Source organism: Inquilinus limosus MP06, from assembly GCF_000767795.1.
GTDB classification, from domain to species: domain Bacteria; phylum Pseudomonadota; class Alphaproteobacteria; order DSM-16000; family Inquilinaceae; genus Inquilinus; species Inquilinus limosus_E.
The window spans coordinates 22400-37746 of sequence record NZ_JANX01000004.1 but is presented as its reverse complement, the minus strand read 5'-3'; the positions used below and the strand labels follow the sequence as shown (position 1 = coordinate 37746).

Annotated in this window: 14 protein-coding genes and 1 tRNA gene; 11 read left to right on the top strand and 4 right to left on the bottom strand. The window is 67.7% G+C overall.

Annotated elements, in window-relative coordinates:
• Positions 1-71: 71 nt before the first annotated feature.
• The 3 genes from P409_RS01425 to P409_RS01415 form a co-directional block, all read right to left on the bottom strand.
• Positions 72-728 carry a response regulator gene (locus P409_RS01425; RefSeq protein ID WP_034831050.1) on the bottom strand — a complete coding sequence of 219 codons (657 nt, stop codon included), beginning with the start codon at positions 726-728 and terminating at the stop codon, positions 72-74.
• A 65-nt stretch (positions 729-793) separates the two neighbouring features.
• Positions 794-2428, bottom strand: coding sequence for an MFS transporter (locus P409_RS01420; RefSeq protein ID WP_034831048.1), 1635 nt, complete (start codon positions 2426-2428; stop codon positions 794-796).
• A gap of 163 nt (positions 2429-2591) precedes the next feature.
• Complete coding sequence (locus tag P409_RS01415; protein ID WP_034831046.1) at positions 2592-3005, bottom strand: SRPBCC family protein; 414 nt, start codon at positions 3003-3005, stop codon at positions 2592-2594.
• A 630-nt stretch (positions 3006-3635) separates the two neighbouring features.
• Here P409_RS01415 and P409_RS01410 point away from each other — a divergent pair.
• Together P409_RS01410 and P409_RS41140 are read left to right on the top strand one after the other, a co-directional pair.
• Positions 3636-3971, top strand: a complete 336-nt coding sequence (locus tag P409_RS01410; RefSeq protein WP_034831044.1) for a hypothetical protein — start codon at positions 3636-3638, stop codon at positions 3969-3971.
• Between the two features lie 697 nt (positions 3972-4668).
• Positions 4669-6129, top strand: coding sequence for a calcium-binding protein (locus P409_RS41140; protein WP_081991105.1), 1461 nt, complete (start codon positions 4669-4671; stop codon positions 6127-6129).
• 411 nt (positions 6130-6540) lie between these two features.
• Here the strand turns inward: P409_RS41140 and P409_RS01400 are convergent.
• Positions 6541-6633, bottom strand: a tRNA-Ser gene (locus P409_RS01400).
• A gap of 140 nt (positions 6634-6773) precedes the next feature.
• Here P409_RS01400 and P409_RS40215 point away from each other — a divergent pair.
• From P409_RS40215 to P409_RS01360, 9 genes are all read left to right on the top strand, one after another.
• The gene (locus tag P409_RS40215; protein WP_202964518.1) at positions 6774-7052 is read left to right on the top strand and encodes a hypothetical protein; all 279 of its coding nucleotides are present in this window, start codon (positions 6774-6776) and stop codon (positions 7050-7052) included.
• A gap of 52 nt (positions 7053-7104) precedes the next feature.
• Complete coding sequence (locus P409_RS40210) at positions 7105-7557, top strand: arginine deiminase family protein (RefSeq protein ID WP_238578570.1); 453 nt, start codon at positions 7105-7107, stop codon at positions 7555-7557.
• A gap of 75 nt (positions 7558-7632) precedes the next feature.
• Positions 7633-8832, top strand: a complete 1200-nt coding sequence (locus P409_RS01390) for a glycosyltransferase family 4 protein (RefSeq protein ID WP_238578569.1) — start codon at positions 7633-7635, stop codon at positions 8830-8832.
• Between the two features lie 10 nt (positions 8833-8842).
• Entirely contained in the window at positions 8843-9607 is a 765-nt protein-coding gene (locus P409_RS01385; RefSeq protein ID WP_034831042.1) for a hypothetical protein, read from the top strand.
• 261 nt (positions 9608-9868) lie between these two features.
• Positions 9869-10654 carry a hypothetical protein gene (locus P409_RS01380; RefSeq protein WP_034831039.1) on the top strand — a complete coding sequence of 262 codons (786 nt, stop codon included), beginning with the start codon at positions 9869-9871 and terminating at the stop codon, positions 10652-10654.
• A gap of 249 nt (positions 10655-10903) precedes the next feature.
• Complete coding sequence (locus P409_RS01375; protein ID WP_152613187.1) at positions 10904-11836, top strand: hypothetical protein; 933 nt, start codon at positions 10904-10906, stop codon at positions 11834-11836.
• A 2-nt stretch (positions 11837-11838) separates the two neighbouring features.
• The gene (locus tag P409_RS01370; protein WP_034831035.1) at positions 11839-12726 is read left to right on the top strand and encodes a hypothetical protein; all 888 of its coding nucleotides are present in this window, start codon (positions 11839-11841) and stop codon (positions 12724-12726) included.
• Between the two features lie 80 nt (positions 12727-12806).
• Positions 12807-14378 carry an MBOAT family O-acyltransferase gene (locus P409_RS01365; RefSeq protein WP_202964516.1) on the top strand — a complete coding sequence of 524 codons (1572 nt, stop codon included), beginning with the start codon at positions 12807-12809 and terminating at the stop codon, positions 14376-14378.
• Positions 14347-15318, top strand: coding sequence for a hypothetical protein (locus P409_RS01360; protein ID WP_152613186.1), 972 nt, complete (start codon positions 14347-14349; stop codon positions 15316-15318). Before P409_RS01365 ends, P409_RS01360 begins: the two co-directional genes overlap by 32 nt.
• Positions 15319-15347 lie beyond the last annotated feature (29 nt).

Here is a 15347-nt window from a genome sequence, read left to right as displayed (position 1 = left end):
CCCTTGAAGCCGGCGGCGCTGCGGGCGCTGCTGGTGCAGCGCCTCGCCGCCTCCCGGCAAGCGCCCGCCGCCTAGTGGCCGGCGGGGTCGAGCAGTCCGCTCTGCCGCGCCGCGATCACCGCCTGGGTGCGGTTCTGCACGCCGAGCTTGCGGAAGATCTGGGACAGATGGGCCTTCACCGTGGCCTCGGTGATCGACATCTCGAAGGCGATCTGCTTGCTCAGCTTGCCTTCGGTCAGCAGAACCAGGACGCGCAGCTGCTGCGGCGTCAGCTCGGCCACGCGGCGGCTCAGCTCGCTGCGCTCCGGCGCGTCGGCGGCCGGGCCGGTCGCCGCCTCGGGAAACCAGACGCCGCCGCCCAGAACGCTCTCGATGGCGTCGCCGATCTCCGCCAGCGGCGTCGATTTCGGCAGGTAGCCGGAGGCGCCGAACTCCATCGCCTGGCGCATCGCCGCCGGGTCCTCATTGGCCGAGACCATGATCACCGGCACGGCGGGGAAGGCGGCGCGCAGCGCGGCCAGGCCGGCGAAGCCGTTCATTCCCGGCATCGACAGGTCGAGCAGCATCAGGTCGACCGTGCGGTCGCCGAGCAGGTCCAGCACCTCGGGGAAGCTGCCGGCCTGGATCACGTCGGGGGCGGGCGACATCACCTCGGCCAGCGTCTCGGCCAAAGCGCGCCGCACCAGCGGGTGGTCATCGGCGATCAGGACAAGGGTGGCGTCTGTCATCTTCCGCCAAAGCAAAGGCCGCGCCCATTCTGGGCGCGGCCCTGCGGTGGATACAAGCTCCGGCGTCAGTGGTTCTTCTGGATGTCGATGTGCCGGGTGTCCTTCAGGAACAGCGTGCCGATCACCAGCGTGATGCCGGCGATGATGATCGGGTACCACAGGCCGCTGTAGATGTTGCCGGTGCCGGCGACGATGGCGAAGGCGGTCGCCGGCAGGAAGCCGCCGAACCAGCCATTGCCGATGTGGTAGGGCAGCGACATCGAGGTGTAGCGGATCCGGGTCGGGAACAGCTCCACCAGCATCGCGGCGATCGGGCCGTAGACCATGGTCACGTACAGCACCAGCACGAACAGGATCAGCCAGACCATGAAGTGGTTGATCTGCGCCGGATCGGCCGCGGCCGGATAGCCGGCGGTCTTCAGCGCGTCGCCCAGGCTCTTGGTGAAGACGGGGGCCGCGGTCGCCGCATCCGCCGCGGTCGCGTCATAGGCGGTGATGCGGGTGCTGCCGACGTCGATCTCGGCCTTCGACCCTGCCGGCCCCGCCTGGTTGCTGTACGGCACGCCCGCCTTGACCAACGCGCCCTTGGCGATGTCGCAGGAGGTGGTGAACTTCGACGTGCCGACCGGGTTGAACTGCACGCTGCATTCGGCCGGGTCGGCGATCACCGTCACCGGCGACGACGCCTGCGCTGCCTCCAGCGCCGGGTTGGCATAGTGGGTCAGCGCCTGGAACAGCGGGAAGTAGGTCAGGATCGCCAGCAGACAGCCGGCCATGATGATCGGCTTGCGCCCGATCCGGTCGGACAGCGCGCCGAACACCAGGAAGAACGGCGTGGCCACCAGCAGCGCCCCGGCCACCAGCAGGTTGGCGGTCTGGGCGTCGACCTTCAGCGTATTGGTCAGGAACAGCAGCGAGTAGAACTGGCCGGCATACCAGACCACGGCCTGGCCCGCGGTCAGGCCGAAGAGAGCCAGGATCACGAGCTTCAGGTTGCCGCGATGGGCGAAGGATTCGGTCAGCGGCGCCTTCGAGCCCTTGCCTTCGGCCTTCATCTGCTGGAACAGCGGCGATTCGTTCAGCTGCAGCCGGATCCAGATCGAGACGATCAGCAGGACGATCGAGACCAGGAACGGGATGCGCCAGCCCCAGGCGTCGAAGGTCGGCGTGTCCATCGACATGCGGCAGGCCAGGATCACGATCAGCGACAGGAACAGGCCCAGCGTCGCGGTGGTCTGGATCCAGGCGGTGTAGAAGCCGCGCTTGCCATGCGGCGCATGCTCGGCGACATAGGTCGCAGCGCCGCCATATTCGCCGCCCAGCGCCAGGCCCTGCAGCAATCGCAGCAGGATCAGGATCACAGGTGCTGCGATGCCGATCGACTCGTAGCCCGGCAGGAAGCCGACCGCCGAGGTCGACACGCCCATGATCACGATGGTGACCAGGAAGGTGTATTTGCGGCCGACCAGGTCGCCCAGGCGGCCGAACACCAGCGCGCCGAAGGGCCGGACGAAGAAGCCGGCGGCGAAGGCCAGCAGGGTGAAGATGAAGGCCGCGGTCGGGTTGACGCCGGAGAAGAAGTTCTTGGCGATCGACGCGGCAAGCGCGCCGTAAAGATAGAAGTCATACCACTCGAACACCGTCCCCAGCGACGACGCGAAGATGACCTTGCGCTCTTCGCCTTTGCTAAGCGTTCGCAACGGTGTTCGAAGTTCGGCACCTGACGCAGCGGTCATCGGCGCATCCTCCCCTGATCATTATGGTCGGCACGCCGCTTCTATCGGGACAGGCGTCCCTAATAGTGAGACGTGCTCGATTGCAACTTTATCAGTGGGGCCGCGGCGGGACGTATTCGACGTTCGTCTATGCGCCGGGAAGCCCCTCCAGCACCTGCTTCAGCGTTGCCAGGTCGCGCTCGACCCATTCGATATCACGGGCGAAACGGGTATCGTCCATCTCCGGCAGGCGGAACAGGTGGAACGTCACCTCGCTGCCGCCGCCATTGGCCAGCACCCGGATCGGCAGAGAGATCTCCGGCCCGCTCGGCGGGATCACCCAGTGGTCGGCGATGCGGAACGGGTTGGGCGGCGTGAAGCGCACCCGCATCGTCCCGTCCGGCGTGTCGGCGATCCAGCCGTCGCCGTCCCGCTTCAGCGAATCGGCGAGGCCGCTGGCCCATTGCATGAAGTTCTCGGGGACAGACAGGAAGCTATAGACGGCGTCGGGGGCGCGGTCGATCCAGACGCTGAGGGTGCGGGAGGGGAGCGGCTGCGGCATGGGGTTGATCCGATGTGGGGCGCGATCGCATCAGCCTGCGCCTTCGCCGCCTGTCTGTCTTGAACGGAACGGACAAAGCCCGGGTCTTCAGCCGCCGTTGCCGCCATCCCGCCGTCACCGCCCGACCCGCCGTCCCCGCCATTGCCACTGCCGCTGCCGCCGCTGCTGTTGTTTCCGTTCCCGCCATTGCCCCCGTTCCCGCCATTGCCGCCATTCCCGCCATTGCCCCGTTGCCGGCGAGGATCAGCAAGCTCTGGTGTCCCGGCTGATGGGCGTTCGCCCCACCGAGCGAAGTATTGCCCGGCATGGATCCGCCAGATGCCCAAGATGTCACCGGAGTCCAAAGAACGGCGGCCATGATCGAAACAAATATGACATGTTTCATCATGGCTATGCTCCGATTGTTGGAGTCCGACGATCGATCTCTTGGCGGAATCTGGGTAATTTACTTTTTCGTAAGGATAAGAATCCTTTTTTCCTCCTTGCGGATCGTGGCATGGGCGCAGGTGATCTGAGCGAGCAGAGCAGTTCCTGAAATGTTCCTTTTGCTGGACTCCTCTTCTTGTTCGCTCTATGTTCTCTCCTGCCGGCCGCGGGGACAGCGCGGTCCAGGACGGAGGAGATCCGGAAATGGCGGTCACGCGGGAAGTCCGGGAACGGGATGGCCTGAAGCTCTACCGCAACGCCCTGTCGCGGCGGCTGCTGGCGGCGGAGGGCACGGCGGCGATGCTGCAGGCGGCGCTGCGCGAGTTTCCCGACCTGCTCGGCTTCGACCTGTGGCAGCACCCCTCCGGCGGCCTGATGCTGTGCCGCACCGACAATCGGCCGGCGGCGCTGGCCAAGGACAAGGCCTGGGCAATGGCCCGCCCCGATCTGCTGTTCGCCCAGGCGTCGATGAGGGAGGGGACTATGGTCCCGGCGCTGTCCGGCGGCTTCGGCGAGGCTGCGCGTCCGGCCTTCGCTTGAAGACTTCGGAGCCGGTCGGCTCCCTGGTGCCTCGGGGCTGAAACGGGCGTAAGCGCATCGATCGCCACGAAGACCGGTCTGGTCATCGGAGTCGATCTGTTCCGCCCTTTCATGGGTCGGGCGTCAGCCGCGATGTGCTTGGGAGGCTGTTTCCCGCGAGCTGCCCGCCCCGAGCGCCCGATAGCAAGCCTCCCGAACCACGGCCTGCAGCCTTGCGCTGCCCGGCTCCGCGTCAGGCGCCTCCGCCCAGACCAGGCGCAGGGGACCGCCGCCGCGGAACCGGACAAGGGCACGATAGCGACCACAGGAAGCAATGCCCTGGTAATCGCAAATCTCCACCTTCCAGGCGGAGGGATCATCGTAATCGGGGATCGCCATAGCGTCGAAATCCAAAGGCTTTGAGCCTAAACGATTATCGGCGGGGAGGGTTCCATCTGTGGATGAGGGCAGGGGCTTTGAATACTTTTTTATGATTCGAGGATGCGCTGCCGGCAGATGGCAGTCGCTGCCCAAGATGCGCGAACGGCAAGAATGGCTGAATTTTGCAAATGTGTTGATAAATTATCTATAATGCCACATTTATTTTTCTTTATTTGTGATTGCACTCCAATTTCTTCTTTTTTTGTTGAACTGCATAGTTAGATGTACAACTGTGCTGGCGTCATATGGTGATTGATCGTTTTGACAGGAGCTGTCCATGGCCACTTTTACAGGCACCAATGGCGCCGAAATCCTGCCGAATCTTATTATCGGTCCAGTCCAAGCCCTCGGTAACGATACGGTCAACGCCTTGGGCGGTGATGACATTGCCATCGGCTGGTCCGGCGACGATGTGATCAGCGGCGGCGCGGGCGCGGATGTGATCATCGGCGGCCTGCTGAACGCGGCCGGCGTCATCACCCTCTCCGGCATCGATGCGGCGGACTATACGACCTCCGTCGACGGCGTCACCGTCGACCTGTCGGTGATCCTCAGCCTGACCCTGCCGATCCTGGGCATCAACATCCAGCTCACCGGCGCTTCGCAGGGCTTCGGCGGCGACGCCCAGGGCGACTGGCTGGTCGGCATCGTCAACCTGCTCGGCTCCGACACCGGCAACGACACCCTCAGCGGCAGCGCCGCGGCCAACACCCTGAACGGCCAGGGCGGCGACGACACGCTGGACGGCCAGGGCGGCAACGACATCCTTCTCGGCGGAGCAGGTCATGACACGCTCCGCGGTGGAGCCGGTGCCGACAATCTGGACGGCGGCGCGGGCACGGATATGGTCGACTACTTCACCTCCGGCAGCGGGGTGACGGTCAATATCGAGACCAACGCCGTCAGCGGCGGTGACGCGGCCGGCGACACCATCACCGGCTTCGAATGGATCCGCGGCAGCGCGTTCGGCGATGACCTGACCGGCAGCACCGGTGCCAACCTGATCTCCGGCGAAGGCGGCAACGACACCATCGCCGGCGGCGCCGGGGCCGATGCATTGTTCGGCGAGGCCGGGGACGACACCATCGACGGCGGCGACGGCAATGACCGCCTGGTCGGCGGCGCCGGGGCCGACACGCTGACCGGCGGTGCCGGCGGCGCCGACACCGCCTATTATGACGATGCGCTCGCCGGCGTGACGGTCAACCTGACCGACGTCTCGGCGAACACCGGCGACGCGGCCGGCGACACCTATTCCGGCATCGAGTACTTCGCCGGCAGCGCCTTCAACGACACGATGATCGGCGACGGCGCCGACAACCTGCTGTCGGGCTGGACCGGCGACGACACCCTGAGCGGCGGGGCCGGCAAGGACCAGCTGTTCGGCGGCGCCGGGGCCGACACGCTGAACGGCGGCGCCGGGGCCGACACGCTGACCGGCGGCGCCGGGGCCGACAATTTCGTCTTCTCCGCGGCGGCCGACAGCGGCGTCGGCTATGCCAAGGCCGATCTGATCACCGATTTCGCGACGGGTGATCACATCGACCTGTCGGCGATCGTCAGCGGCGGAACCTTCATCGGCTCGGAGGCTTTCAGCCACGTCGCGGGCCAGGTCCGGGCCGTCACCGCCGGCTTCCAGACCGGCATCTTCGTCGACGTCAACGGGGACGGCGCGGCCGACATGCAGATCCGCCTCTCCGGCGTTCACGCGCTCTCCGCGAGCGACTTCGTGCTGTAGCATCCTCTGGCCAGGAGGCTGTCGCGGCCTCCTGGCCGTCTCTTCTGCCATGCTGCGGCGAGGCGATGCGAAGCCATCGGCGGATGCCTTTGCCCTATGCCATCCTCGCGTGGCCTTTCCCCCGCATTCCGGGCGCGACCAGGCGCCGGGTTGCGGCACCATCGATCATCGCTGTTGGCTCCCGAACCGTCCCGCCCGACGGACCGTTTACGCCCGTCTGATCGGCATACGGGCTGACCGAGGCCGCGCGATCTCGCCTGTCCGGGATCGCTTCAGAACGTTCAGGCCGTATTTCGCGAGAAGATCAGCGCCGCTTCGGAACCGGTCCCAGAGGCTGTGCGCCTTGCCATGCGCGTCGGCAGATGCGACCTGCGGATCTGCCGGAAAAAATCAACGACCGATGCCGTCAAATGGCGGAGGGGAAGGGATTCGAACCCTCGATACGGCTCAACACCGTATACCCGCTTTCCAGGCGAGCGCCTTCAACCACTCGGCCACCCCTCCGCTGGAGGCGCGACAATAGCGATGAGGGTCGGGGTCGGCAAGCGGAGTTGTGTGCGGCTGCGTGCGTCGCTTCCGGCATGGCCGGCGGCCGGGCCGCGCGATAGACTCGGCGCCGCAAAAGCAGGGAAGCGGAGACGAGAATGGCCGAGGTGTTCCGGTTCGATCGTGCCTTGGCGCGCCAGCCCGCCGGGTCCGCGGTGGACGGGTTGCGGGCCGTCGACCGGGGTGCCCCGGACATGACCCGGTTCCGGGCCGAGCATGCTGCCTATGTCGCGGCGCTGGAGCAGGCGGGCGTGGCGGTCGAGGTGCTGCCGCCGCTCGAGGCTTTCCCCGATTCCGTCTTCCTCGAGGACCCGGCGCTGACCCTTCCCCGAAGGCGCCATCCTGCTGCGCCCCGGGGCGCCGTCGCGGCTGGGTGAGGCGGCGGAGCTCGCCCCCGCCCTGGTCGCCCGGTTCGAGCGGGTGCTGGCGATGGAGGCCGGCTTCGCCGAGGGCGGCGACGTGCTGGTGACGCCGCGCGCCGTGATGATCGGCCTGTCCGCCCGCACCGATGCCCGCGGCGCCGGGGCGCTGGCGGCGCTGCTGGCCGAGCTGGGCCGCAAGGCGGAGATCGTGACGCCGCCGCCCGGCGTGCTGCATTTCAAGACCGCCTGCTCGCTGCTCGACAGCGAATCGGTGCTGGCGACGGAGGCCCTGGCCGGCTTCTTCCCCGGCATGCGCGTGGTGCGCGTGCCGGAGGGGGAGGAGGCCGCGGCCAACGCACTGCGGGTCAACGACGTCGTCCTGGTCGGCGCCGCCTTCCCCCGCACCGCCGAGGCGCTCGACCGGCTCGGCTACCGCGTGGTGCCGCTGCAGGTCGCGGAGACCGGCAAGCTCGATGCCGGGCTGTCCTGCATGTCGCTGCGCTGGGGCAATCCTGCCTGACCATCCGGGCGATGGCGCGCACCCGGCCGCTGATGTAGGGTGCGCGCCCCGATCCGTCCGGTACACTCGCTGCTCGTGACCACGCATTATCTTCCGCCCGAGACCGACGCGCTGCCGATCGACCTGGTCGACCTGCGCGGACGCACCATCCTGCAGGTGCTGCCGGCCCTCGGCACCGGCGGGGCGGAGCGCGGCTGCGTCGATGTCGCCGCGGCGATCGAGGCGGCCGGAGGCAAGGCGCTGGTCGCCTCGGCCGGTGGCGCCATGCTGCGCGACCTGGCGCGGACAGGGGCGGAGCACGTCACCCTGCCGCTCGCCGGCAAGAACCCGGTCACCATCTGGCGCAATGCGCGCCGGCTCGAGGCCCTGATCCGCGACCGCGGCATCGACCTTGTGCATGCCCGCAGCCGCGCCCCGGCCTGGAGCGCGCATGCCGCCTGCCGGCGCGCCGGCATTCCGTTCGTCACCACCGTGCACGCGCCCTACAACCAGCGCAGCACGGCCAAGCGGCTGTACAACTCGATCATGGGGCGCGGTGACCGGGTGATCGCCATCTCCGACTACGTCGCCCGCTACATCATCGACGGCTGCGGCGCCGACCCGGCGCGGGTCCGCACGATCCCGCGCGGCGTCGACCTGCGGCAATTCGCGATCGAGGCGGTCTCGGCCGAGCGGATGATCGCGCTGGCCCGTGCCTGGCGCGTTCCGGACGACCGGCCGGTGGTGCTGATGCCCGGGCGCCTGACCCGCTGGAAGGGCCAGACCGTGGTGATCGACGCCCTGGCCCGGCTCGGCCGGCAGGATCTGTGCTGCCTGATCGTCGGCAGCGACCAGGGCCGCAGCGGCTACCGGCAGGAGCTGATCGACCGGATCGCGGCCAAGGGGCTGGCGGGGGTGGTGCATCTGGTCGATCACTGCGACGACATGCCGGCCGCCTACATGCTGTCCGACGTGGTGGTGCATGCCTCGACCGACCCCGAGGGCTTCGGTCGGGTGGTGGTGGAGGCGATGGCGCTGGGGCGGCCGGTGATCGCGACCAATATCGGCGCCCCGCCCGAGGTGGTGGCCGAGGGCGAGACCGGCTGGCTGGTGCCGCCGGGCGATGCCGACGCGCTGGCCGCCGCCATCGACCGGGCGCTGTCGCTGACGCCCGAGGCGCGGGAATGGATGGCGGAGCGCGCGATCGCCACGGTCGCGGCGCATTACACCAAGGAGGCGATGACCGGCTCGACCCTGGTGGTGTACCGGGAACTGCTGGGCACGCCGGCGGGCTAGGGGATCCGGGATGCTGCCGCTGCTTGCCAAGAGCTATGCCCTGGCCGGGGCTTTGGCCGCGCCGGGCCGCACGCGCCGGATCATGGCGCTGAAGGACCGCCATCGCGGCGAGCGCTGCTTCCTGCTCGGCAACGCGCCGTCGCTGCTCGATTTCGACCTGTCGAAGCTGGCCGGCGAGCAGTTCTTCGTGGTCAAGAAGGGCTACAAGGCGCTCGAGCACGGGCTGCCGGCGCCGATCCCCTATTATGTGCTCAGCGACCTACGCGGCTGGGACCGGATCAAGGCCGATGTTTCGACCCTGCCGGTCGGGGCCTATCTGGTGCGCGACACCATCGCCGCGAAGCCGGAGTTCCGCCCGCCCGCTGAACGGGTGGTGACGTTCCCCAGCTACCGCGGCGGGCTGCGCAAGCAGGGCTTCCGGCACCATCCCTGGCAGGGATTGGGCAATGATTCGACGGTGATCCTGTTCGCCGCCCAGATCGCCTTCTACATGGGGTTCGCCGAGGCCTATATCCTCGGCGTCGATCTCGATTATTCCCAGGACACCACCTATTTCTACGCGGCCGGGCAGACCGAAACGAATCAATATGCCCGCCCCGAGGACGAGATCTATGCGCGGGAGTTCGGCGTGCTGCGCCAGGCCTTCGAGGCGGATGGCCGGATCCTGCGCAATGTCGGCCGCGGTGGTGCCGTGATGGGGCTGGAGCGGGCGGACTATGCGGCGGTGCTGGAAACGCCGCGGCCGTCGCGTGACGGGGCGCTGCCACGGCGGTAGGACGACGTTCTTGGCGATGCGGCGCGGGCCGCCGGCTGCGATGACGGCGGCTATACTGAATTGTCACCCGTCTCGACTTGATGCCGGAAGAAACCGGCCGGAAGATTGGAATCGCTGACGCCCCATGAACCCGCTATGCTCCACCTCGGTCGGGGAGAGGTTCAGAACAAAAGCATGGATTTTCGTCCAGCCGGACCCGCGCGTCGGTTCGCCGTGGTCACGACCTGCAGCGCCGCAGGATATGAAGCCTATGGGCGGCGCATGGTCGAGAGCTTCGATCGACATTGGCCGGCGGAGGTGCCGCTTCTGCTGTATTGCGAAGGCTTCGAGCCCCGGCTTCCCGAGGGCCGGATCGTCGCCCGCGATCTGATCGACAGCTCGCCCGAGCTGGCGGCGTTCAAGCGCCGCCACGCCGACAATCCGCTGGCCCATGGGCTGACGCGGCGTCCGCGCTTCCGGCTGAGCTACGACCTGGCGAAGATGCGCTTCAAGCTCGGCGAGAAGCGCTGGGGCGAAGGCTATCGCTGGAACGCGGTGCGATTCGCGCATAAGAGCTTCGCCATCTTCCACGCCGCGGCGACGACAGATGCCGACGTTCTGATCTGGATCGACGCCGATACCCGCTTCTTCGCCGATGTCGGCTGGGAGGAGATCGAGGGGTTCGTCCCGGCCGACTGTTTCGTCGGCTATCTGCGCCGCCGGATTCATTCGGAGTGCGGCTTCGTCGCCTACAATCTGAAGCATCCGGCGACGCGGGGAATGCTGGCGGAGTTCGAGCGGCTCTACACCCGCGACGAGATGTTCCGCGAATACGAGTTCCACGATTCCTACCTGTTCGACATCGTCCGCAAGCAGACGGAGCGCCGGGGCCATCGATCCTACGACATCGCCGGCGGGCTCGGCCTCAAGGTGCCGCATGTCCTGATCAACTCCCGTCTCGGGAGATTCATGGATCACCTCAAGGGCGGACGGAAGGAGGAAGGCCGCAGCCGGGTGGCCGATCTGGTGCTGGAGCGGCGGGAGGCGTACTGGCACGAATCCGGCTGATCCCGGATCCGCAGGCTGCCGCGATCATGCCCTGCGGAGCCGCGGCTGTGCCATGATATTGCCCTGCTGTTCCGCCACATCTGGGTGGTCCGGCCCCTGAAAGGCCGGGAGCCGCAAAGCGGATGTGATACCGGGCACAGTGTGGTATTTCTCATGCCGCTAGCCTGCCGGTGAGTGGTGCACCAGCAGCAGGAGGTGACAGACGATCGCCGAGCTGCGTCAAAGAAATTGGGGTCCGGGCAAGACGTCATGAGCGGTCATTCACTCAAGAGATTGTCCCGATGGTTCTTGAGACGGTTGTCCTGCTCTGTTCTTCTGGAGAATTTGGCTGACACCCGCGCGAAATCCGCCGTCAAGAATTATCGCCTGAGCATCCGTGGCAATACGCCGGACATGGGAACTCCGGGAGTTCTGTTCTGCGGTTGTGACGACGGCTACTACAGGAAATTCGCCTCGAGCTTCCTGCTGTCCGCCGAGAAGCTGGCCGAACCGCTCCACATCCACATCCATCTGTACGGGCCCTGCCAGGAGACGCTCGATCACATCGACCGCATGCGCCGGTCCCTGGATCATGTGAGATTGTCCTTCACCTGGGAGGATGAGTCGTATCGCCGGCTTTCCCTGCCCGGGCCGGTCTATTTCTCGGCAGCACGGTTCCTGGTCCTGCATCACCTGCTGCTGGCCTGCAAGGCCCCGATCCTCTGTGTCGACATCGACGGCATCGTCCGCCGGCCGCTGGACGAGGTGTTCAGGATGATCGAGCGCGCCGATGTGACACTGCACTTCCGGCTCGGCGAGCGCAGGGTCTGGCGACGGGTGATGGCCGGCGCTGTCGGCGTCAGCCATTCCAAGGCGGCGCTTGGCTTCTGTGAGAAGCTGGCGAACGCCATCTGGCGGGCGCTGCACATGCGGCCCACCGACCATGTCGACCAGCCGGTGATCTACTATCTCTACGTCATCCGCCGTCGGCTGAAGCGGCGGATCCGGTGGCAGCACATGCCGGCCGGGGTCGTCGATGTCGCGTTCGGCGATGACAGTTTCATCTGGTCGGCGAAGGGGGCGCTGAAGGAGGGAGTCGTCTTCTCCCGCGCGACCTCGGCGCTCGAGGCGACCTACGCGCTGAACCTCGATCAGAGTCACGCCATCTATGCCGAGGCCCGCGGCGACGGCACGAATGGTTAGAGATGGCTAGGATCTTCGTCTTCTGGGGTGTCTCGATCGGCAAGCCCGGGGCGGCGCTCGCCGAGGGCGCGGCACGCCTCGGCACCGTCCATATGAGCACGCCGACCCGGTTCGAGCCGGACGATGTCGCCATCCTGTGGGCGCCGTTTCGCGGCACCTTCCGCAGCGACATCTACCGCCAGATCCGAGCGGTGGGCGGGCGGGCCATCATCGGCGAGAATGGCTGGCTGTCGCCGATCCAGGGGCGGAAATACTTCCAGCTGGCGCTGCATGGCTGGAATGGCACCGGCGACTTCCCGGCCGGCGACGACAGCCGATGGGAGTCGTGGAACGTGCCGCTGCGCGACTGGCGCCGCAGCGGCGAGACCATCCTGGTGGTGGAGCAGCGGCCGAAGGGGATCAATCTCGATCCCCGCGCCATGCCGCCGGGCTGGGCGCAGAGCGTCGCGCCGCAGACCGGCCGCAGGGTGGTACGGCGGACGCGCTTCACCGAGGCGCCGCTGGAGCGCCAGCTCGACGAAGCCTTCGCGACCCTGACCTGGACAAGCACGGTCGCGATCAAGTCGCTGATCCGCGGGGTTCCGGCCTTCTATTGCGGGCCGCACATCAATTGCGGCGAGCTGATGCGGCGCGGCCTCGACGTCGACAACCCGATCTATCCGGACCGCGAGCCGGTGTTCCAGCGCTATGCCTGGATGCAATGGACCGAGGAGGAGATCCGGTCCGGCGAGCCTTTCGCGCGGCTGCTGTCGCTGCCGCATGACGGCCGGCCCGAGCTGCTGCTGGACCCGGATCCGGTGCCGTCGGCCTGGACCATGGCCGGGCGGGTGCGGGCCGCCGTGGCCGGCCGCAAGCCGCTGGCCAGGCTGGCACAGCGCCTGATCGGATAGGGGCTTGCGAATCCGCCGGTCCCGGCGGATCAATCATTCCAGCTGCGCGTTATCAGGCCGCCCGTCTCGCCGAGCATTGGATGAGCCAGGCCCTTCGAGGTTTCCTGCCGTCCATGTTGTTCAATTCATACATCTTCATTCTTCTCTTCCTGCCGCTGACCTATGCGCTGTGGACGGTGGCGCGTCGGTTTGCCGGGGTTTCCTGGGCCATCGCCGCCCTGCTGGCCGCCTCGCTGGTGTTCTACGGGGCCTCGGCGCGGTTCGAGCTGCTGCTGCTGGTCGCGGCGATCGTGCTCAACCACCATCTCGCCGGGGTGATCCATCGCCACCGCCTGACGCCGCTCGGCCGGCGCTGGATGCGGCTGGCGGTGGCCGGCAACCTGCTGTTCCTGTTCGTGTTCAAATACACCGGCTTCGTCACCCAGACGGCGGCGGACACGCTGGGCTGGCCGGCGATGGCGATCCATATCGCCCTGCCGATCGGCATCTCCTTCTACACCTTCCAGCAGATCGCCTATCTGGTCGACGTGGCCCGCGGGGAGGGGGAGCCCTGGCCGCTGCCGCGCTACGCGCTGTTCGTCGTCTTCTTCCCGCATCTGATCGCCGGGCCGATCGTCCATCACCGCGAGCTGATCCCGCAATTCGCCAGCGGGGCCAGGACGGCCCGGATCGGCGATCTCGCCCTCGGCCTGTCGATCTTCACCATCGGCCTGGCCAAGAAGGTGCTGGTCGCCGACAGCTTCGCGCTGGTCGCCTCGCCGGTGTTCAACGCCGCGGCGCAGGGGGCGCAGCCCGGGCTGTTCGACGCCTGGGCGGCGGCGGTGGCCTATGCGCTGCAGATCTATTTCGACTTCTCGGCCTATTCCGACATGGCGATCGGCCTCGGCCGGATGTTCGGCATCCAGATGCCGATCAACTTCGCCTCGCCCTACCGGTCGCTGTCGATCGTCGAGTTCTGGCGGCGCTGGCACATCACCCTGTCGCGCTTCCTGCGCGACTATCTCTACATCCCGCTCGGCGGCAACCGGCACGGACCGGCGCGGCGCTATCTCAACGTCTTCACCACCATGCTGCTGGGCGGCATCTGGCACGGAGCCGGCTTCACCTTCATCCTGTGGGGGGCGCTGCACGGGGTGCTGATCGTGGCCTGCCAGGCCTGGCGGTCCAGCCGGTTCCACCTGCCGTTGCCGGCCGCCCTGGCCTGGCTCCTCACCATGGCGACGGTGATCCTGGCCTGGGTGCCGTTCCGCGCCGCCGACATCGCCACCGCCGGCCGGGTCTATGCCGGCCTGTTCGGCCTCGCCGGGGAGCTGCACATGCCGGCGCTGGACTATGCACCGTCGGCGACGCTGGAGCTGATCCTCGGCGCGCTGCATCCGGGCATTGCCTGGAATGTCTGGCTGTCGCTGGGCGCCGGGGCTGCCGGGCTGCTGGCGTGCCTCAGCCTGCCCAATGTCCAGACGCTGTTCCGGCGCTACGGCGTCGGCCTGCCGACCCGCGGCTATGCCGACGGGATCGAGCCGCCGGCGTTTGGCCGCCTGGGCGCGGCCTGGCGGCCGCATCCCCTCGCCGCGGTCGCCATCGGACTTCTGCTCGCCGCCTGCATCCTCAAGCTGAACGATGTCTCCGAATTCATCTATTTCCGCTTCTGACGCCCGACGCTACCTGCTGACCGGCGCCGCGGCCGCCGTGGCGCTGGTGGCCGCGATCTGCGCGCTGTCGCTGTGGGGCATGCGGCACGGCCTCTCGGAATGGCGGGAATCCGAGCTGCTGCGCTACCAGATCGAGAAGATCGACGACACGCCCAAGGTCGACATCCTGCTGGTCGGCGACAGCTCGCTCGGCAACTCCATCGACGCCCGCGACTGGAGCCGCCGGCTCGGCCTCTCGGTGGTGTCGGTGCCGCTGGTCGGCACCTATGGCTTCGAGGGCACGCTGAACATGCTGCGGCGCGCGGTGCGCGAGACCCGGCCGCGCGTCGTCGTGGTGATGCAGACGCTGGACATGATGCGCCGCAAGCCGTCCTGGCCCGGGGCGCTGTACACGGCGGAGACTCTGGGCGACCTCGCCGACGTGCCGCCGCGGGAGATGCTGTCCTCGCTCGCCACCTGGGACATCCCGGCCGGCATGCTGCAGGCCGCGGTGACGGGGGAGCCGATCGACCCTGCCATCGCCCGGATCGACTACGTGCCGCAGAATCCGGCCCGCTTCGGCGGACCGCTCTATCCGCGAACCTACGAGCCCGGCGCGGTGCGCCGGGACGCCGCCGCATCGCTGCGCCGCATCGGCGATTTCTGCCGCGATCAGTCCCTGACCTGCCTCTATGCCAGCGGTCCCTATCTGAATCCGCAATGCAGGGAATCCCGGGGCTATGCCGCCGCCATCGCCGACGTGGCCCGCCAGGCCGGGCTGATCCCGGTGGACGGGACGCCGGTCTGCATGCCGCGGTCGGATGTCGGTGATTCCGAGGATCATGTGATCCCATCGCGCCGGCCGCAATACAGCGAGATCCATCGGGCCCTGGTCATGGCCGCGATCGAGCGCACCGGTGTCGGGCTCCGCCGCCGCCCCATGTCCGGACCGGGCACCTGAGCGCCGCCGGGCTTGCCCCGGCGGGCGAG

Coding starts and splice junctions, on each gene's coding strand:
- P409_RS01370 (WP_034831035.1), top strand. CDS start 11,839: ATGGCTAGGATCTTCGTCTTCTGGGGTGTCTCGATCGGCAAGCCCGGG.
- P409_RS01365 (WP_202964516.1), top strand. CDS start 12,807: ATGAGCCAGGCCCTTCGAGGTTTCCTGCCGTCCATGTTGTTCAATTCA.
- P409_RS01385 (WP_034831042.1), top strand. CDS start 8,843: ATGCTGCCGCTGCTTGCCAAGAGCTATGCCCTGGCCGGGGCTTTGGCC.
- P409_RS01360 (WP_152613186.1), top strand. CDS start 14,347: ATGTCTCCGAATTCATCTATTTCCGCTTCTGACGCCCGACGCTACCTG.
- P409_RS01410 (WP_034831044.1), top strand. CDS start 3,636: ATGGCGGTCACGCGGGAAGTCCGGGAACGGGATGGCCTGAAGCTCTAC.
- P409_RS01375 (WP_152613187.1), top strand. CDS start 10,904: ATGAGCGGTCATTCACTCAAGAGATTGTCCCGATGGTTCTTGAGACGG.
- P409_RS40215 (WP_202964518.1), top strand. CDS start 6,774: ATGGCCGAGGTGTTCCGGTTCGATCGTGCCTTGGCGCGCCAGCCCGCC.
- P409_RS40210 (WP_238578570.1), top strand. CDS start 7,105: ATGGAGGCCGGCTTCGCCGAGGGCGGCGACGTGCTGGTGACGCCGCGC.
- P409_RS01415 (WP_034831046.1), bottom strand. CDS start 3,005: ATGCCGCAGCCGCTCCCCTCCCGCACCCTCAGCGTCTGGATCGACCGC.
- P409_RS01425 (WP_034831050.1), bottom strand. CDS start 728: ATGACAGACGCCACCCTTGTCCTGATCGCCGATGACCACCCGCTGGTG.
- P409_RS41140 (WP_081991105.1), top strand. CDS start 4,669: ATGGCCACTTTTACAGGCACCAATGGCGCCGAAATCCTGCCGAATCTT.
- P409_RS01380 (WP_034831039.1), top strand. CDS start 9,869: ATGGTCGAGAGCTTCGATCGACATTGGCCGGCGGAGGTGCCGCTTCTG.